17 protein-coding genes and 1 pseudogene are annotated in these 18,771 nt (G+C 67.4%); 15 read left to right on the forward strand and 3 right to left on the reverse strand.

The genetic code is table 11. The annotated features are described in order from the left end of the window. Positions 1 to 263: 263 nt before the first annotated feature. Positions 264 to 1,262: pseudogene (locus BJY18_RS34755) on the reverse strand (IS481 family transposase); the annotation flags it as partial. A gap of 273 nt (positions 1,263 to 1,535) precedes the next feature. Here BJY18_RS34755 and tnpC point away from each other — a divergent pair. From tnpC to BJY18_RS34810, 11 genes are all read left to right on the forward strand, one after another. Then, positions 1,536 to 2,597, forward strand: a complete 1,062-nt coding sequence (gene tnpC / locus BJY18_RS34760) for an IS66 family transposase (RefSeq protein WP_184784063.1) — start codon at positions 1,536 to 1,538, stop codon at positions 2,595 to 2,597. After that, the gene (locus BJY18_RS37625; protein ID WP_184784064.1) at positions 2,594 to 2,986 is read left to right on the forward strand and encodes an IS66 family transposase; all 393 of its coding nucleotides are present in this window, start codon (positions 2,594 to 2,596) and stop codon (positions 2,984 to 2,986) included. The genes tnpC and BJY18_RS37625 overlap by 4 nt, the downstream gene beginning before the upstream one ends. Before the next feature lie 312 nt (positions 2,987 to 3,298). Next, on the forward strand, positions 3,299 to 4,132 hold the full coding sequence (locus tag BJY18_RS34770; protein WP_184784065.1) for a transposase family protein: 834 nt from the start codon (positions 3,299 to 3,301) through the stop codon (positions 4,130 to 4,132). Positions 4,133 to 4,274: 142 nt separating this feature from the next. After that, positions 4,275 to 5,549, forward strand: coding sequence for an IS256 family transposase (locus tag BJY18_RS34775; protein ID WP_184784066.1), 1,275 nt, complete (start codon positions 4,275 to 4,277; stop codon positions 5,547 to 5,549). 281 nt (positions 5,550 to 5,830) lie between these two features. After that, the gene (locus BJY18_RS34780; protein ID WP_184784067.1) at positions 5,831 to 7,039 is read left to right on the forward strand and encodes an IS110 family RNA-guided transposase; all 1,209 of its coding nucleotides are present in this window, start codon (positions 5,831 to 5,833) and stop codon (positions 7,037 to 7,039) included. Positions 7,040 to 7,734: 695 nt separating this feature from the next. Further along, entirely contained in the window at positions 7,735 to 8,067 is a 333-nt protein-coding gene (locus BJY18_RS34785; RefSeq protein WP_184784068.1) for a DDE-type integrase/transposase/recombinase, read from the forward strand. Positions 8,068 to 8,320: 253 nt separating this feature from the next. Beyond that, positions 8,321 to 9,331 carry an AraC family transcriptional regulator gene (locus BJY18_RS34790; RefSeq protein WP_184784069.1) on the forward strand — a complete coding sequence of 337 codons (1,011 nt, stop codon included), beginning with the start codon at positions 8,321 to 8,323 and terminating at the stop codon, positions 9,329 to 9,331. A gap of 75 nt (positions 9,332 to 9,406) precedes the next feature. Continuing rightward, entirely contained in the window at positions 9,407 to 10,321 is a 915-nt protein-coding gene (locus BJY18_RS34795) for an alpha/beta hydrolase (protein WP_184784070.1), read from the forward strand. Beyond that, positions 10,314 to 11,000, forward strand: a complete 687-nt coding sequence (locus BJY18_RS34800) for a haloacid dehalogenase type II (protein ID WP_184784071.1) — start codon at positions 10,314 to 10,316, stop codon at positions 10,998 to 11,000. The genes BJY18_RS34795 and BJY18_RS34800 overlap by 8 nt, the downstream gene beginning before the upstream one ends. Before the next feature lie 48 nt (positions 11,001 to 11,048). Then, positions 11,049 to 11,339: a hypothetical protein gene (locus tag BJY18_RS34805; protein ID WP_184784072.1), complete on the forward strand. Its 291-nt coding sequence runs from the start codon at positions 11,049 to 11,051 to the stop codon at positions 11,337 to 11,339. Then, positions 11,336 to 11,473 carry a hypothetical protein gene (locus BJY18_RS34810; protein ID WP_184784073.1) on the forward strand — a complete coding sequence of 46 codons (138 nt, stop codon included), beginning with the start codon at positions 11,336 to 11,338 and terminating at the stop codon, positions 11,471 to 11,473. Before BJY18_RS34805 ends, BJY18_RS34810 begins: the two co-directional genes overlap by 4 nt. Before the next feature lie 37 nt (positions 11,474 to 11,510). On the opposite strand, the gene BJY18_RS34815 is transcribed toward BJY18_RS34810, so the two are convergent. Then, entirely contained in the window at positions 11,511 to 12,080 is a 570-nt protein-coding gene (locus tag BJY18_RS34815) for a PadR family transcriptional regulator (RefSeq protein ID WP_221458117.1), read from the reverse strand. A 140-nt stretch (positions 12,081 to 12,220) separates the two neighbouring features. Here BJY18_RS34815 and BJY18_RS34820 point away from each other — a divergent pair, with 140 nt between their 5' ends. After that, on the forward strand, positions 12,221 to 13,852 hold the full coding sequence (locus BJY18_RS34820) for an AMP-binding protein (protein ID WP_184784075.1): 1,632 nt from the start codon (positions 12,221 to 12,223) through the stop codon (positions 13,850 to 13,852). After that, a complete protein-coding gene (locus BJY18_RS34825) occupies positions 13,849 to 14,664 on the forward strand; it encodes an SDR family oxidoreductase (protein WP_184784076.1) in 816 nt (271 codons plus the stop codon). The genes BJY18_RS34820 and BJY18_RS34825 overlap by 4 nt, the downstream gene beginning before the upstream one ends. Positions 14,665 to 15,387: 723 nt before the next feature. Here the strand turns inward: BJY18_RS34825 and BJY18_RS34830 are convergent. Continuing rightward, a complete protein-coding gene (locus tag BJY18_RS34830) occupies positions 15,388 to 16,146 on the reverse strand; it encodes an SDR family NAD(P)-dependent oxidoreductase (protein ID WP_184784077.1) in 759 nt (252 codons plus the stop codon). A 151-nt stretch (positions 16,147 to 16,297) separates the two neighbouring features. On the opposite strand from BJY18_RS34830, the gene BJY18_RS34835 reads away from it, so the two are divergent. Together BJY18_RS34835 and BJY18_RS34840 are read left to right on the forward strand one after the other, a co-directional pair. After that, positions 16,298 to 17,182 carry a helix-turn-helix transcriptional regulator gene (locus BJY18_RS34835; RefSeq protein ID WP_184784078.1) on the forward strand — a complete coding sequence of 295 codons (885 nt, stop codon included), beginning with the start codon at positions 16,298 to 16,300 and terminating at the stop codon, positions 17,180 to 17,182. Between the two features lie 177 nt (positions 17,183 to 17,359). After that, positions 17,360 to 18,763: an NAD-dependent succinate-semialdehyde dehydrogenase gene (locus tag BJY18_RS34840; protein ID WP_221458119.1), complete on the forward strand. Its 1,404-nt coding sequence runs from the start codon at positions 17,360 to 17,362 to the stop codon at positions 18,761 to 18,763. The last annotated feature ends 8 nt before the right edge of the window (positions 18,764 to 18,771 follow it).

Below are 18,771 nucleotides of genomic sequence, written 5' to 3' on the forward strand. Positions count from 1 at the left end.
TCCGCTCCCAAAGCGGGAGTGGCGTAGCGCAGTGCTACACCAGTATAGCGCCTGGTTGGCGCTGAGCGAAAATCCTCAACTAGGAGGGTCGCAGATTGATCTTGCCTGTCCGTCTAGATCGGGAGTGCACGATGGGGGATGACGGCGGGTTGCCAGGTGAGTTCCGGTGTCCGACGTGATGCGGAGTTAAGGTGATTTGCGGTGGCATCCTGCCTAGTTCCGGCCCCGAAGTCGTCGCAGCTTGGGCGGGTGGAGGAGTGCGAGCTGTATGAGGCCATGACGTTGGTGACGCCGGTGCGGAGCCGGGACGCGGGTGGCTGATTGCCAGCGGCAGTGTGTGGTCGATGGTAGTTGTAGTGGATGTTCCAGACGGCCAAGGCCGCTGTGCGGTGTTCTTCACTAGTCCAGACGAAGGCGTAGAGAAACTCTTCGGCCAGGATCCGGTTATAGCGCTCGACCTTGCCGTTGTGACGCGGGGTGTAAGGCGTGATGCGCTGGTGGCGGGCACCGCGTAGGACGGTGGCGAAGTCGCCTGCGCGGTAGCAGGCGCCGTTGTCGGTGACCAGGCGGTGGATGTGGGTGATGCCGTGGGCGGCGAAGAACGCCCGGGCCCGGTGGACGAACCCGATCGCGGTCCGGGCTTTCTCATCAGGCAGGGCTTCGGTGTAGGCCAGGCGGGAGTAGCCGTCGACGGCGGAGTGCAGGTAGGTGTAGCGGGCGCGTTCGCCACGACGTTTGCTGCGGCGGGCGCGTTTGTCCTGGGTACTGCCTTTTCCGTGGATGCGCCAGCCGCCGCCGTCGGGAATCCGGCCTGTCTTCTTCACGTCCAAGTGGACCATGTGCCCGGGCCAGCGAGCGATGATCTTGCGTGGTGCCCGGTTGGTAGCGCCGGTCGGGTCGATGAAACGACGCCGGTTCAGGCCCAGGTGCAGCAGGTGCCGCCCGACGGTGCGCACCGAGACGGTGATGCCCTCGCCGGCCAGTTCGGTGGCGATCCGGCGGGCGGAGTACTTGCGTTGCCGGCGCAGCTGCTCGATCCGGACCACCACTTCGGCTGAGGTGGCGGTGCGCTGGTGGCGCGGGACGCTGGGCTGGTCGAGCAGGCCGGTCTCGCCGAAGCGACGCCAGCGGTTGACCCACGTGGAGGCGCATTGGCGGGAGATGCCCATCTCGGCGGCGACGTGGGCAATCGGACGGGTCTGGCAGCGCGCGACGAGCCGGCGGCGGCCCTCGAGCGATAGCGGGGCATTACGGTGGTGCACGGACGGGTCTTTCTGCTCGGAGGACGAGTTGGTCGCACTTCTCATCCTGCCGCCGAAAGACCCGTCCCTTCCTCTCAGGCCCCGTCAGCTGTCACCAACGTCATGACCCGCAACAGCGAGCACTGGATCGAAGGTCACCCGGTAGCGGATGATCTCGTCGTCGATGGGGCCGAGGATGGTCCGGAGCATCGGTTTGTAGCTCGTCCGATCGTAACTACTCAGGTCTTGAAGGGGTGCGCGTAGCGCTGGCGACTCCTCTGGGATGATCTTGGGGTGCCGGGTTCCGAGGGTGTGTCGCTGGAGCGTTTGCTTGCGCGCCTGGAGGAACTGGAGTCGCGTGTCGCTGTGCTGGAAGTACGTAACGTTGAGCTGGAGCGTGAGAACGCCGAGCTGAGGGGTGAGAACACGGAGCTGAAGCGGCGGTTGGCTCAGAACTCCCGTAACTCGTCGAAACCGCCATCGGCGGATGGTCTGGAGCAGTCCCCGCCGCCGCGTTCGTTGCGGCGGAAGACTGGCAGGAAGCCGGGGAAGCAGCCTGGGGCGCAGGGGTTTTCCCTGGCGCTGGTCGAGGACCCCGACGAGATCATTGATCACACGCCCGGGTGTTGCCGGGGTTGCGGCACCGGACTCGGCACAGCGGTCGCGGTGGGTGTGGTTCGCCGTCAGGTCACCGACATCGCGCCGGCGGTGGCCACGGTGACCGAGCACCGGTTGCATAAACGCCGTTGCGGGTGCGGGCAGGTGACCACCGCCGAAGCCCCAGCAGGGATCGCGGCACCGGCGTCGTATGGACCGAACCTGCGGACGTGGGTGGTGTATGCGCTGGTATTCCAGCACATCCCGGTCGCCCGGGTCGTCGAGCTCGTCACCGATCTCTCCGGTGCCCGCCCTTCGACCGGCTGGGTGTGCCAGGTGCTGCGCGACACGGCCGCTGCCCTGGTTCAGGTGGAGAAGCTGATCCGGACGCTGCTGACCGCGGCGCACATCCTGCACGTGGACGAGACCGGCGCGAAGGTCACCGGGGCCCGCTGGTGGCTGCACGTCGCGGCCACCGAGACGCTGACCTCGTATCATCTCGGCCGGTCCCGAGGCCGGGCCGCGATCGACGAGTTCGGAGTCCTGGACGGCTTCGCCGGGACCCTGGTGCACGATGCCTGGGCCTCTTACAACGGCTATGCCGGCTGTGAACACGCGTTGTGCGGCGCGCACATCGCGCGAGAGCTGGTCGCGGCGAGCGAGACCCATCCGGGTCAGCGCTGGCCTGCTCAGGCCCTGGATGCGTTGTTCGGGTTGAACGCCGCCGCGCACGACGCCGCGAGCAGCACAGGTCGGTGATACCACCACCGGTCGCGGATCCACTGCTCTACGCCTGGCGGCAGGCGATTCTCGTCGGGCTGGCGGACAATCCCAGCAGACCGGGCCGGAAACAATCCAAGACCCGCAACCTCCTGGAGCGCTTACGCGACCGGGATGACTCAGTGCTGCGCTTCGCCCGCGATCTGACCGCGCCGTTCACGAACAACCTCGCCGAGCGCGACTTGCGGCCGACCAAGACCCAGATGAAGATCTCCGGCACCTTCCGATCCGAGACCAGCGCGACAGCCTGGGCACGCATCCGCGGCTACGTCTCCACCGCACGCAAACACGGACTCAACGCCTTCGAAGCGATCCTCGCAGCCATCCTCGGAAACCCTTGGACACCAACACCTTCACCAACCAGCTGAACAGTTACGTCCGATCAACGTCCAGATATTCGTCGACGGCGACTGGGGCTTCGACGACTTCGGCATACCAGATGGTGGCGACTCGTTCGTTGGCACGTGACTCGCAAACCAGATAGAAGCCTGACCGAGCGATCTTGCGTTCTTTTACGCGCCTAGTGGAATGAACATTGAGGTTTTCTCAGCGGGATTGTGTTGAGTGGCTGCTGGCCTGACGGGTGGTGCGCGGGGAGGGGTGTGTCGCGCCGCGGCAGAGGACGGAGCCCCTGGTAGGAAGCGGTCTGCCAAGATCAGCTTCATCCCATAAGGGGCTCCGTGATCGCCTATCCTGCCATGCTCGACGTGCCGCGCGAACTGGTGTGGTTCCTGTCGCGTCTGTTGGCCGCCCACCGCCGCGACCTGGGCACCCGTCCGGGATCGCGGGCGCTGTCCTGCTTTCGCCAGGCGCTGTTCGCGTTGGCGTGGTTCCGGGAGCGGCGGCCGATCCCGTTGACTGGCAGGGGATTCGGGATTTCCCAGGCCACCTCCTACCGCTACCTCGACGAGGCGATCACCGTGCTGGCCGCATGCGCACCCGACCTGCACGCCGCGCTGCGGCGGGTCGCCACCGAGGGCTGGTCGCACGTGATCCTGGACGGCAAGGTCGTGGACGCCGATCGGTGCGCCGAGAAGACCCTCAACACGCACGGCGAGGTCATCGACGCTTGGTACGCGGGCAAAACGCATAACTTCGGCGGCAATGTCCAGGCCGTGATGCGTCCCGACGGACTGCCCGTCTGGATCTCCGATGCGCTGCCGGGCTCGACCCACGACTTGACCGCTGCCCGGGAAGGAGTGCTGGGCGCGTTGTATTGGGCGGCGTCCCAACTGGATCTGCCCACGCTGGCCGACCCGGGATACCAGGGCGCAGGCATCGGCGTGCATACCCCGATCAAGCACCCCGCAGACGGCCAGGTTCTGGACACCGACAACCGCTGCTACAACGCCCTGTTGCGCAGCCTCCGCTGCCTGGGCGAACGTGGGTTCGCGCTCCTCACCGGCCGCTGGCGTGCTCTGCAACACGTCACGACCAGTCCACGAAAGACCGGCGCCATCGCCAAAGCCGCACTCGTGCTCACCCATTTTGAACACGACTACCCGCCCTGCTGAGAAAACCTCAGTATAACGAATGGCTCGGTATTGAGCAATGCTTGAAACCTGTGGATCTGCCGAGGAAGGGCGTACCTTCCCGGTGATCGAGTAGAGGTCTCAAGCAGGCCGACGTTGGCGCGTCGGTCGGGAAGGCACGCCCATGCTCACCGTAGTCCCTGACCCCGCATCTGGTGACAACGACCAGTCCGCTGCGGGTGAAGCATCGTTGATCGACCAGATCGTCCGTGAGGGTGCTTGCCGGATGCTGGCCGAAGCGTTGCGTGCTGAGGTCGACGCCTACATCGCCGCGTTCGCTGACCAGCGGGACGAGCGGGGCCGCCGCTTGGTCGTGCGCAACGGCTCCCACCAGCCTCGTGAGGTGCTCACCAGCGCGGGCGCGGTCGAGGTGACCGCGCCGCGGGTCAACGACAAGCGCGTCGACCCGGAGACAGGCCAGCGTCAGCGGTTCGCCTCGGCGATCCTGCCGGCGTGGGCGCGTAAGACCCCGAAGATCACCGAGGTACTGCCGCTGCTCTACCTGCACGGCCTGTCCTCGGGTGATTTCGTGCCCGCACTGGGACAGTTCCTCGGGTCCGCGAAGGGCCTGTCCGCGGCAGTGATCACGAAGCTGACGGAGCAGTGGAAGGCCGACCAGCGTGCCTTCGCCGAGCGGGATCTGTCCGGTGTGGACTACGTCTACCTGTGGGCGGACGGCGTCCACGTCAACATCCGCCTGGAAGAACACAAACTCTGCCTGCTGGTCATGATCGGCGTGCGCGCCGATGGCCGCAAGGAGCTGGTCGCGCTGGCCGACGGCTATCGCGAATCGACCGAGTCGTGGGCCGACCTGCTGAGGGACTGCCACCGGCGCGGGATGCGCGCGCCCGTACTCGCGGTCGGCGACGGTGCGCTGGGGTTTTGGGGCGCGCTACGCGAGGTCTTCCCCAGCACCCGCGAGCAGCGGTGCTGGTTCCACAAAATCGCGAATGTTCTTGCCGCGCTACCGAAATCCGCGCATCCCGGCGCGAAGAAGGCCCTCGCCGAGATCTGGAACGCCGAAGACCGCCGCCATGCCCTGGACGCGGTCACAGCGTTCGATGCCGCCTACGGCGCGAAGTTCCCCAAGGCGGCCGCGAAGATCACCAACGACGTCGACGAGCTGCTGGCGTTCTACGACTACCCGGCCGAGCACCGGATCCACCTGCGCACCACGAATCCCATCGAGTCGACGTTCGCCACGGTGCGGCATCGCACGAAGGTCACCAAGGGGCCGGGCTCGCGAGCGGCCGGGCTGGCCATGGCGTTCAAGCTCATCGAGTCAGCACAAACTCGCTGGCGCGCGGTGAACGCACCACACCTCGTTGCCCTCGTCCGTGCTGGTACCACGTTCGTCAACGGCGTCCTGGTCGAACGACCCGACGAGGAAGCCGCTTAAAGATCTTGATCCACAGGTATTGACAATAGCTCCTCGGTATTGAACTCCGCGTGTCAATGGTCCTTACCTTGATCGCGGGAGCTGCCCGGCCGTCGTAGGGTCGGGCGTCCAGGGGTGCCGGGTGTGGCTTTCAATGGTCTGCCGATCGTGTGGCTGCAACTGACTGGCCGCCCGGCACCCCACTGACGACTCGGCCGCTCATTGGGAGTTGCGATCCGATCGCTGTGTAAGGGCACGCCGGCGAGGTCGTCTACGGATCACTGTCTGTTGTGTACCGGAGGATGCGTGTGAACGGCTGCGTATGGGCTGGGGTCGATGTCGGCAAGCGCGATCACCATTGCGTGGTGATCGACGGCGAGGGGAGCCGGTTGCTGTCGCGGCGGGTCGGCAACGACGAGGGCGAGCTGCTGGCGTTGCCGGCCGACGTCGCAGCCCTGGCCGAGGAGGTGACCTGGGCAGTGGACCTGGCCAACGGGAATGTCGCCCTGTTGGCGATGCTGCTGCACGCCCATGGACAGAAAGTCATGTATATCTCAGGGTTGGCGGTCAATCGCGCGGCGGGCGGCTACCGAGGCGAGGGCAAGACCGACGCCCGCGACGCCGCGATCATTGCCGACCAGGCTCGGATACGACGCGACCTGAGCCCGCTCCGGCCCGGTGACCCGGTGTCGGTCGAGCTGGGGGTGCTGACCGCGCGCAGGGCTGACCTGACAGCTGACCGCACGAGGGGTATCAACCGGCTGCGCGACGCGCTGACATCGATCTTTCCAGCGCTGGAGCGAGCACTGGAGCCGACGCGCACCGGTCCGCTGGTTTTGCTGTCCGGCTACCAGACGCCTGCCTCGATCCGGCGGATCGGTAAGGCCCGACTGGAAGCATGGTTGCGCAACCGGAAAGTGCGGGGCGCAGCCGCGTTGGCGGCCGCGGCCGTGGACGCAGCAAACCGGCAGCACACCACTCTGCCCGCAGAAGCCCTCACCGCCCAGATGGTGCACGATCTGGCCGCAGAGGTGACCGCGCTCAACGAGAAGATTGGCGAAATCGACAAGCTCGTCGAGCGCAGGTTCCGGGAGCACCGGCACGCTGCGCCGATCCTCAGCATGTCCGGATTCGGGCCATTGCTCGGCGCGGAACTGCTCGCGGCGACCGGCGGGGACATGGCGCAGTTCGCAACGCCCGACCGGTTGGCGGGCTTCGCTGGATTGGCTCCAGCGCCACGGGATTCCGGCCGAGTCAGCGGGAATCTGCGCCGGCCGAAGCGCTATCACCGCGGTCTGCAACGGGTCTTCTATACTTCCGCACTCATCAGCATCCGGTGGTGCCCCGAATCGCGCCAGTACTACGACCGAAAACGGGCCGAGGGCAAGCGTCATATCCAAGCCGTGCTCGCCCTCGCACGCCGTCGGGTCAACGTGCTCTGGGCGCTGCTGCGCGACGGCAGATGTTATCAGCCCGAACCACCCCGAGCCGGCCTGGCCGCCGCAGCCTGAACCCGCGCCACACACGCCGATCAACCAGATCTCCTTGACAAACCTGATTGGGAGTCCTTACCTGGTCAAGTTCGCGTGGATCAACATCGTCCGGCACCAGCTGGTCACCGCGGGGGCGTCGCCTGACGATCCCGAGCTTCGGGACTACTGGGCGGCCCGGCGGCGGAAAGTGCGGCCCGCTCTGGACAGTTACAACCTGCGCTTGCTCACCGAGCAGGGCGGGTGCTGCCCGCTGTGCGGGGATCGGGTGCTGTCCGCCGATCAGCCGCCGGAATCGCCCGAGGACTGGGAATGGTGGTGGCTGGCCACCGTCAGGCGTGCCATCTCCGCTGACCACCTCACCCACCACGGGCGGCCGGACGAGACCAGAACCCGTCTTGTGCACTCCTCCTGCTATCGCTCCCTGCGGGCTCGACAACGCAGGGACACAACAGTTTCCGCACTCCCGCGAGCGCTTTCAGGGCTTGCTTGAGCCGTATGCCGGGACAACCGGCACGTACGGTTCTGAGGGGGCGGGGACGCAGCAATGCGTCCCCGCTACCCGACTGAACATCGACCAGAACGACTCCGCCGGGCTGTTGTCCCAGCAGATCCCGGTCGCGCCCATCGACCGGCGTAGCCCGTGGCGGAAGCACGCCTGCGCCGGGGAAGCCGTGTGAGCGTGGGATGTCTACCTCACGTGCGGTGAGGGCGAGATGTTCCTGTGCGCGATCCGAGACGGCCATTCCCGGAAAGTGCTGGGCTACAGCGTTTCCGACCACATCGGCGTCGAGATGGTCGCCGACGCCGTCGACGACGCCGCAGCCGACCGCAGCGGCAGATGCCGCGGCACGATCCTGCATTCCGACCGCGGCGGCGAGTTTACGGCGCACTTGACCCATGGTTTTCCTCCAGCTGTTGATCGACCGCCGGCCGCCCGGGCCGACGCGGCCCGGGCGGCCGGCGAACTGCTGGAGCTGCTGGCGGCGGTTGTGAAGCTCGAGGCTGAACAGCCGGCTGAAGCGGACGAGGTGCGGAGCGCGAGTTGAGGTGCGCCCCGCCTTGGCTGTCGCCGGCGAAGGCGCGCACTGCTCCCACCCCGGCCGGGAATTTCGCACCCCGCCGCCGCAGACCTGGAAGGTCTGGTGACCAGGTTGGTCTCGTGGCGCCGATGAATCCATGGCTCAGGCGGCGCGAGGTCGACACGCGGTTCGACTGCGAGATCTACGAGGGGCGGTCTTTCCGAGTGCGATTCTATGTGGGACCACCGACGTGCGCTCTTGACGACAGGACAGGTGACCTATGGCGCTGACGGACGAGTTTGTCGACCTGCAGCGGATCGCGGCGCCCCAGCGCGAGGCGCAGTGGCAGGACCTGCTCTCGCGTACGCACCTGGACATGGCGGTGCAGCTCAGGCAGGGGACCGAGCCGCGGTCGTTTCGGGCCGCCGTCCGCCGCCGCTGGCTCGAAGACCTGGCCCTGGTCGACGTTCGCTGCGACGCCTGCCTCGGTGTGCGGGACGAGATGCTCGTCCGGCGTGCGGACCAACGCCGGATCGCAGTCACCGTTGCCCGAAGCGGTACCGAACGGGTCGGCCTTGGCGTCGGCAGCCTGCAGTTGCGTCCCGGCGACGCCCTGATCTGGGACAGCGCCCAGCCGGCCTGGTTCGAGGTGCCGAAACGGCTGCTCAAGCGCACGCTCGTAGTGCCGTACCCGGTTTGGCGGGCCGCGGGCGGGCCCCGGCTCGCCGGCGGCGGGGTGGTCGTCGACTCGGCCTCGTCCGCATGGCGGATGCTGCGCGGCTACCTCGACCTGCTGTCCGGGTCCCCCTCCCCGCCGGGCACCGTGGAATCGGCTCGCAACCTTGCCCTGGACCTGCTCGTGGCGGCAACCCAGGGCGGGTCCGTGCCGTCGGGGGACGACACCGAACTGCACGAGCAGTTGTGTTGGTGGATCGACGGGCACCTGGACCGCCCGATCACCGCCCGGATCCTCGCGGAGGCGCACGGCGTTTCGGAGCGGACGGTCTACCGCGCTTTCGCCCGCGCAGGGGAGACGGTTGCGGCCGCCGCACGGACCCGCCGCCTCACCCGGGCACGTGAGGAGCTCGAGACCACGGACGCATCGGTCACCGAGACGGCGCACCGCTGGGGTTTCGCCGACGCCAGTCACTTCGCTCGGGCCTTCCGCCGTGAGTACGGCTGCGCCCCCCGCGACGTGCAAGCCGATCCGCTCGCCGGCGGTACCGGCGGGACCCGCCTGGTTCACCCGTCCCGGATGGCAGGGAATGGCCGGACCCGGACTGCCATCTGACGGTCAGGTCCAAGCCTGCGCTCGCCTTGCCCTGAGACGGTGACCAAGTTGTCATCGACCGAGGAGGATTGTGCAATGACGCGCGAGGACATCGAGTTCACGGTGGAGGGCACCACCATCCGCGGGTGGTTCTATCCCGCGGCGGGTACGGACGGGCCGACGGCGTGCGTAGTGGCGCAGCACGGCCTGTCGGCTGTCAAGGAGATGTGGCTAGACCACTACGCCGAGGCGTTCCAGGCCGCGGGGCTGGCCTGCGTGCTTTACGACCACCCCGGCTTCGGGGCAAGTGACGCCGTACCCGGCTACCCACGTCAGGAAATCGATCCATGGCAGCAGATCCGCTTCATGCAGCACGCGATCACCTACGCCCAGAGTCGCCACGAGGTCGACCCGGAGCGCGTCGGCCTGTGGGGCTCCAGCTACGGCGGGGCACACGCGATCGTGGTCGCCGCGACCGACCGCCGGGTCAAGGCTGTGGTCTCCCAGCTCATGCCCGTGTCCGGGGCCGCAGCCTTCCAACAGCTCGTCCGCATCGACCGCTGGGCGCACATCGACGAGCTGTTCGCCGCGGAGCACGCGGCCCGGTTCGCGGGCAAGGAGGCGACCACGATCCCGGTGGCCACCAACGAACCCGACGGCGAAGCCGCGCTGCCCACGCCGGAGACCTACCGGTGGTTCACGGAGACCGCGGCGGAACGGGCCCCGAGCTGGCGCAACGAGGTCACCCTGCTGTCGATGGAGTACTTCCGCGGTTACCTGCCCGGCGCGTGGCTCCCGCTCGTCTCCCCGACACCGTTGCTCATGGTCGTCGCGCCCCGCGATCGCCTCGCCGACGGCCAGCAGGCGATTCGCGCGTACGAGACCGCACTGCACCCCAAACGGCTCGCACTGGTCGAGGGCGGGCACTTCGATTCCTACAGTGGGCCCGGTTTCGAAGTGGCCTCCGGGCACGCGGTGGACTGGTTCGTCGAGCACCTGCGCGATGTCTGACGGTGCAGCGCCACCTGTACTGGCGTTCGACGTCAACGAGACCCTGCTGGATCTCGGCGTTCTCGACCCGTTGTTCGAGGAGCTAGTCGGTGACGCTGAGTTGCGGGGGGCCTGGTTCGGGTCGGCCCTGCAGCTGGCGTTCGTCGGTGGGCTGACCGGCCGGTACGCCGACTTCACCGCTTGTCAACGGGCTGCGCTGCACATGACCGCGGCGCGGGCCGGTCGGGCGCTCCCGGCGTCGGCACCGGACCGAGTGGTGGATGCCATGCGCTTGCTGCCGCCACACCCCGAGGTCGGCGCTGTGCTCGGGCGGCTCGGGACGGCGGGGTTCCGGCTGGTCGCGCTGACGAACTCCGCTCCCGACGTCGCCGGCCGGCAGCTCGACCACGCCGGCCTGACGTCGTTCTTCGAAGCGGTCTTCTCCGCCGGCGAGGTGCGCGTCCTCAAGCCTGCGGCCGAGCCGTATCGGATGGTCGCGCAGCGGTGCGGTGTGGGTATCGAAGAGACTTGCCTCGTCGCTGCACACGCCTGGGACGTCTCAGGCGCGCTCGCCGCCGGGGCGCGCGCTGCCTTCGTTGCGCGGGCAGGCGCCGTTCCGAGTCCGTTGGGCCCCCGACCGGACTGGGTCGGTCGTGACCTGTCGGAGGTCGCCGGCCTCCTTGTCGCGGCCCGCAAGTAACTGGTGATAGGGACGACGTCCGCAGCGCGAGTTGGGGTGCGGCCCGCCTTGGCCTTCGCGGGCGAAGGCGGGCACTGCTCCGCCCGGCTCGGAATCCTGCGCCCGGCCGTGGGTCTGTTGGGACGGCTCTCGCACGCTGCGCGCTTCCGCACGGCGCGTGCTGGCAATTGTGCTGCCCGAGATCATGGCTACGACCGCCCCGCGACAGCCCGTCGGCAACGGCTGCTCGCCGCCGCGGTGGGCATCGATACCGAATGCTTGACCGACGACGAGGCCGACGGCGTGGTCGTGCAGTGGCTTCAGGACCTCGTCACCCGTCTGGGATCAGGAAGCGGTTGAGTGATTACGGTGCGCCCGATTCGGACCTGCCGGGCGTCGCGCGGGACGCTCTCGCCGACTTCACAAAACCGACCAACCTGATTCCGGTCGACGAGGCCCACGCCATCGTCGAACTTCTCCACAGGGTGCTGTGACCACAACGGCGGACCTGCGCGAGGCGTTTCAGTCACTTCAATTCCGCCGGTCGGGCGGTGGGCTCGGAGGTGGAGGATCCAGGGAGATCTCTTCCCAGAACTCGCGGAACGCTTCGGCCAGTTTCACGCCGAGGCGCAGCGGCGCCATCCGGCGGTCGTGTCCGTGCCGGGGCAGTTCGTGGGCCGCGATCTGCCGGTAGCGCTCGAGTCGCCGCTCGTAGAGTGAGATTTCGCGTTCGGCCAGCTCGACGAGCGCCGACGGTGGCAGGGAGTCGCTGAAGAACAAGCGAAGGACGGCTTCGTCCCGCATCTCGAACACATCGTCCACGGGCTTGGCGAGCCAGGTCTGCAGCGCACTTCGTCCCAGTGAGGTGAGCGTGAAGAACTTCCGCCGCCGTCCACCGGCCTCTTCCTCGACGTCCAGGTGCCCGGACGCGGCCAGGCGGGCCGGTTCGCGGTACAGCTGGGAATGCGGGAACTTCCAGAAGAACTCGACGGACTTCTGCACGGCCGCCTCCAGCTCGTACGGCGTCGACGCACCGCGGAGGTGGATGAGCCCGAGGACGACGTAGGAGGTCGGGCTCAAGCGTATCTCGTCGGCAGCCATGCCGGTCATTGTCCTTGATGGCGAAGGAACCGGCAGGCAAGGCGGCGCCCTTCCGCAGGAGACAGCCGTCCGTTGACAACCCTCCGAATCGGAGGGTCTAATGTGCATGAACCCTCTGCCCGGCACTTCGAAGGAAGCCGATGACGCTTTCACCAACGCAGTCGATTCGTACGGACAGTTCCGGCGTGCGGATCGCCCCGACCACGATCGGGGTCGCGCTGCTCGATGCCGCGACGCGCTATTCGGATTCCCCCGCCCTGGTCGAGGGCGTGAGCGGCGACGGCTCGAACGACGCCCGGATGTGGACCTACGCCGAGCTCGCCGAGGACGCGGCGAACGTCGCACGCGCCTTGCTGGCGAGGTTTTCTCCCGGCGAGCGCGTCGCCGTGTGGTCGACCAACCGGCCGGAGTGGATCCTGCTCCAGTTCGGCGCGGCACTCGCCGGCCTCACTCTCGTCACGGTCAACCCGGCCTACAAGGACAGCGAAGTCGCTTATGTGCTGGGCCAATCCCGAGCGGACGGACTTTTCGTCGAGCCATCGGTACGGTCACGCGACCTGCTCGCAGTCGCGAAGCGGGTGAATGCCGAGCTGCCAACGCTGCGCGCCATCGTCTCACTGGACGACTGGCAGGAGTTCGCGATGATGGCCGCGGACGGTCCACGCGAACTGCCGCGAGTCGACCCTCGCGACCCGGCGCAGATCCAGTACACGTCCGGCACCACCGGATTTCCCAAGGGTGCTCTCCTCGCGCACGACGGATTGGCGCTCAACGGCCGGGTTTTCGCCGAAACCATCGGTGCCGGGCGCGACGACACGTGGATCAACCCGATGCCGCTGTTCCACACCGCCGGGTGCGGACTCGCCACACTGGGCGCGTTGCAGACCGGCGGGTGCCAGGTCCTTCCGCGGGCGTTCGACGCCGATGTGATGCTCGACTTGTTCGAGCGACACAGTGGCACCGTGATGCTGTCGGTGCCGACGATGCTGATCCGCATCCTCGACGCGCAACGCGAACGCCCCCGTGATGTCTCCACATGGAGGCTGACGGCCCTCGGCGGGGCACCGGTTCCGACCGAGATCGTTCGCCGAGCGCAGCGCGACGTCGGCGTCGAAGTGCTGATCGGGTTCGGGCAGACCGAGTCCTCGCCCTACATCACGCACACGGTGCCCGACGATCCGCACCCCTTGTGGTTCGAGACCATCGGGCGCCCGCTTCCCGGAGTCGAGGTCAAGATCGCCGACCAGGCCACCGGTGAAGTCACGCAGATCGGCGGCCCCGGCGAAATATGCACGCGGGGGCGGTGCGTGATGCTTGGGTACTTCGACGACGAGGAGGCCACGGCCCGGGCGATCGACCCGGACGGCTGGCTGCACACCGGTGACGTGGGCTCGATGGACGAGCACGGTTACCTCCGGGTCAGCGGTCGGATCAAGGACCTCATCATCCGCGGTGGGGAGAACATCTACCCCCGCGAGGTCGAAGACGTCCTGTACGAGCATCCGGCGGTCGAGAACGTGGCCGTTGTCGGACTGCCAGACGAACACTGGGGTGAGACCGTGGCCGCTTTCGTCCAGCTCCGCCCCGGAGTCGACCTCGACAAGGCGGAGTTGGAAGCGCTGTCGCGCTCTCGGCTGGCGTCATACAAGGTTCCGCGAGTCTGGCAGGTCGTCACGCAGCTTCCGCAAACCGCTTCGGGCAAGGTTCAGAAATTCGCGCTTCGCGACGCCTACTTGGCGGAGCGGCCCGCCGGAACCGGGGAAGCACGATGAGCAGCTTGAAGGACCGCACGGTCTTCATTACCGGCGGATCCCGCGGCATCGGCCGCGCAATCGCCCTGCGGGCTGCGCGTGACGGCGCGAACGTCGTCCTGGCAGCGAAGACCGCCGAACCTCACCCGACACTCAGCGGCACCATCCACACCGTCGCGGCCGAGATCGAGGAGGCGGGCGGTCAGGCGCTCCCGCTGGCGGTCGACGTGCGTGACAGCGACCGGGTGGCGGATGCGGTCGCAGCGGCGGCCGAGCGGTTTGGCGGGATCGACGTTCTCGTCAACAACGCCAGCGCAGTGTTCCTCGGAGACGTCGAATCCACTCCGGTCAAACGGTTCGACCTGGTTTTCGACATCAACGTCCGCGGCACGTTCCTGGTGTCGCAGCAGTGCATCCCGTACTTGCGCCACTCGGACAACCCGCACATCGTGACGTTGTCCCCGCCCATCGACCTGTCGCCGGGGTGGTTCGCCGGCAGGACGGCGTACACGATGTCGAAGTATGCGATGAGCATGACCGTCGCCGGCCTCGCCGCCGAGCTGGCCGACAACGGCGTAGCCGTCAACGCGTTGTGGCCCAGGACGATGATCTACACCGCCGCGTCCGCGATGTTCGACATCGGTGCGGCCGGGTGCCGCACCGAGGAGATCATGGCCGATGCAGCCTACGAGATCGTCACGTCGCCGGCGGCGAAGCGTTCCGGGGAGTTTCTGATCGACGAAGATGTCTTGCGAGCGTCGGGTGTCGACGACTTCTCGCGATATGAAGTCGTTCCGGGAGCGCCAATACAGGTCGATTTGTTCGTGGCGTGACTGAGCGGGTGGCACCGGGACGGTGCAGGTCCAGGTCTGGACCTTGGTGCCGGTTGGTCGCGCCGCGGTCCTTCATGCCCAGGTGCTTGGTGTGCCGGCGTTGAGGAGGAACCGTCTGCGCCGGTGGTTGAGGGCGCCGAAGCAGTCCGCAGCTGCACTACGATGCGGTCCGCCGTGCCGTTGCCGGTGACGTCGAGGCATTTACCGCCCTCCGGGGAGTCGATGCGCACCGCGCCCGGCTTCACGAACTTGCTCAGGTGACCGAGCACGTAGTACTCGGCGTGGTAGGTGATGGTGCCGTCGTAGACCTTCGCGATACCCGTTCAGTTTTCGCAGTTGCCGAGCAACGGTCCGTGCTGCCCGTCGAGCGCAAGGTTCCACATCGCCACGGTCCGCGCCCAGTTTCGAGTGGCTCCCATCCGGGAAGGAGTTCGCTTCGTTCCGGACCATCAGAGGTCGATCGGCACGCCCGCGCCGGCGGCTAACGTGCCGCCGGGCTACGGGGAGTCCGTCTTTGGCGGCCAGGGGCTGTCGGGGTGCCGACCGTCGAAGACGGGCCGTTCCCGGTGGACCGGGAGAACTCCACGGATTGTGCGCAGGATCGGTCCTTCTGCTGCTGCAACAGTGGCGGCTGTCGGGTGGTGAAAGTAGTAGTGACGTTGAGGTATCAGCCGGACCGGGTGTGCCGAGCCGTGCGGAACGGGCAGGCACACCCGGTCACGGTCACGGCTGGTCGGTCGGGCGGATCACGATCTCGTTGACGGCGACCCGGCGCGGGTTGGTGACGATGTATCCGATGGCGTCGGCGATGTCTTCGGCGTGGAGCGCTTCAACCTTGCCGAACGCGGCGGTGAAGTCCGAATCGGAATTGTCTTTCTGGTCGAACAGCTCGCTCTCGGTGCGGCCGGGCTCGATCACGGAGAACCGGATGTTGCGAGTCGTGTATTCCTGGCGCCACGCTTCGGTGGCGGCGGTTACGGCGAACTTCGTGGCGTTGTAGACCGCGACAGTCGGCGCGGCGAAGCGGCCGGCGACCGAGGAGATGTTGACGACGTCGGTCACTTGGCGCGGGCTGTCCTGTGCGGCGGTCAGCAGGTGGGGCAGCGCCGCCTTGGTGATGTAGAGCAGGCCACGCAGATTGATGTCGATCATGCGGTCCCACTCGTCCAGTGGCGACTCGTCCGAGGGGCCGTTCAGCATCAGGCCAGCGGCGTTGACCAGCGTGTCCAGGCGGCCGAGCTCGCTGACGGTGCGCTCGATTGCCTGAGTCGCGGCGGACGCGTCGGTGAGGTCGGCGGCGATCACGATCGCCGTTCCGCCCTCGGCTCGGACCTCGGCGGCCAGCTCTTCGAGGCGGTCGGCCCGGCGTGCCGCCAGTGCGACGGCGGCACCCGCGTCGGTGAGGCGGCGAACGGTCGCGCGGCCGATGCCGCTCGAGGCACCGGTGACGAGCGCGACGGTGCCGGTGAGGTTCTCAGCCATGGGAATTTCCCTCCAGGTCGGTTTCGGCTTCCTCTCCATGAGACCAGCGCGAACGGCCGAGTGGAACGGGATAGCACGCACCCGTGTAACTGGTACTCGGAGTACGCGTTAGGACGAGCGAAATCGCCGGGCACCGTGGAGAATCGAAGACATGACCTCGTCGAACCCCTTGCGCGAGTTCCTTGTCTCGCGCCGCGCGCAGATCGAACCCGAGTCGGTGGGTTTGCGGGCTTCCCCGGTCCCGCGGCGACGCCCGGGGCTGCGGCGCGAGGAGGTCGCAGCGCTCGCGGGGGTGAGCGTGGACTATTACGCGCGGCTGGAGCAGGGGCGCATCGGGAACGTTTCCGACCAGGTCCTCACCGCGATCGAGGACGCGTTGCGTCTCGATCCGCTGGAGCGCGAGCATCTGCGTGGTCTCGTCAGCTCCGGACCGGCGAAGCCGCGGCGCAGCCGTCCGATCAAGACGCGCGTGCGGGATTCGGTGCGGGCGCTGGTGGAGGCCGTCGACCCGGTTCCGGCTCTGCTGCAGGGGCCGCGCATGGATATCCTCGCGTGGAACCGGTCCGCGTCGGTCCTGCTGGCAGACTTCGCCACGATGGCACCGGAAGATCGCAACGTCGCGCGCTGGTTGTTTCTCGACCGCTCGACGAGGGAGCGATACCCCGACTGGGAGGAGGTCGCGACTTCGACCGTCGCCGCGCTGAGGGCCAATCGCGACCCACTCCGTCCCGACGAGGCCCTGGAACGGCTCGTCGGCGAGCTGTCGGTGGCCTCCGACGAGTTCGCGCGCTACTGGGCGGACTATCGGCTGTTCAAGCACGGTCACGGCAAAAAGCGGCTCTACCACCCGACCGTGGGAGTGATGACGCTCAACTACGAGACGCTGAACATCGCCGATTCGGCCGGCCAGTTCGTTTCGACCTATACCGCCGACGTCGGGTCGCCGTCCGAGGAACGCCTGAACATCCTCCTGAGCTGGAGCCAGGAGCTCGCGGGTGCGGACGTCGAGGAAGAACGCTACGGCCGCCAGCCTTGACCTGGCGTTGACGCGAGATCTGAAATGTCGCCGAAACGGCTGTCGCGTCGAACGATGTAGTCAACAGGTTGACTACATCGTGATGTCGTTCTAAATTGGGGAGCACCGTAAGGCAGCGATGCCCGCGGCAGCCGGAGGAGAAGGTCTCGTCCCGGGCGTCGGGGGTCGCGAGCGCCCGTGCTTCCCAGCCGCCACGAATTGCGAGGAATGACGATGTCCTACCGATCGGTGAACCCCTTTACGGAAGAACTGCTCGCCGAGTACCCCGAGCACACCGACGCGCAGGTCGAGGATCTCCTTGCGGGCGCCGAGCGGGCGTACCGCGGTGACTGGGCGGGCCGGTCCTTCGATGACCGGGGCGCGGTGATCGCCGCCGTCGGCGAGCTGATGGCGGAACGCGCGGAGGAGCTCGCCCGGCTCGCGACGACGGAAATGGGCAAGCGGTATCCCGAGGCCTTGTATGAGGTGCAGGCGTGCGTTGCGATGTTCCGGTACTTCGCCGCCGAGTCGGGGGCCATCCTCACCTCCCGGGATCTCGAGGTGCCCGACGGCTCGGCCCGGCTCGACGCCCGCCCGCTCGGGGTGATCTTTTGCATCGAGCCGTGGAACTTTCCCTACATCCAGCTGGCGCGGGTGTCGGTGCCGATCCTCATGGCCGGCAACACGGTGGTGATGAAGCACGCGCCGAACGTGCCGCAGTGTGCGCTCGCATTCGAACGGCTCTTCGTCGACGCGGGTGCACCGGAGGGCTTGTACACCAACGTTTTCCTATCGAACGACCAGGCCGCGTCGGTGATCCGAGATGACCGGGTGCGGGCGGTTTCTCTCACCGGCAGTGAGCGGGCCGGCGAGGCGGTCGGCGCGATCGCGGCCAGCGCGCTCAAGAAGGTCACTCTCGAGCTCGGCGGCAGCGACCCCTTCATCGTGCTCGACGACGCCGATCTCGACCTCGCCGTACGCCTGGCGGTGGATACTCGCACGATGAACACGGGACAGGCGTGCGGTGGTTCGAAGCGATTCATCGTCCACACGAGCTTGTACCAGCAGTTCACGGAGCGAGTGTCGAGTGAGTTCGAGGCCATGGTCCCGGGCGACCCGATGGATCCCGGCACGGGAGTCGGGCCGCTCGTGAGCGAAGGGGCACTGAACCATATCCGGGAGCAGATCGATCTCGCCGTCTCCCACGGCGCCACGGTGCTCGGCGGCGGCTGCCGGATCGAGCGGAAGGGCTATTTCATCGAACCGACCCTGCTGGGCGGAGTCACCCCGGACAATCCTGTTTTCGGCCAAGAGCTTTTCGCTCCGGTGGCGATGGTGTTCGAAGTGAGCAACGACGAGGAGGCCATCGCGCTGGCCAACGCATCGGACTACGGGCTGGGCTGTTCGGTGATCTCGGCCGACGTCGCACGAGCGGAGCGGGTGGGCGCGGCGGTGGACTCTGGCATGGTATTCATCAACCACATGGTGGATACGGCGCCGAATCTCCCGTGGGGAGGCGTCAAGCGCTCCGGGTACGGCCGTGAGCTCTCGCACCTCGGCATCGGTGAGTTCGTCAACTGGAAGCTCGTGCGGACCGCCTGATGTGGCGG

Origin of the sequence: Amycolatopsis jiangsuensis (assembly GCF_014204865.1) — a bacterium.
GTDB lineage: Bacteria > Actinomycetota > Actinomycetes > Mycobacteriales > Pseudonocardiaceae > Amycolatopsis > Amycolatopsis jiangsuensis.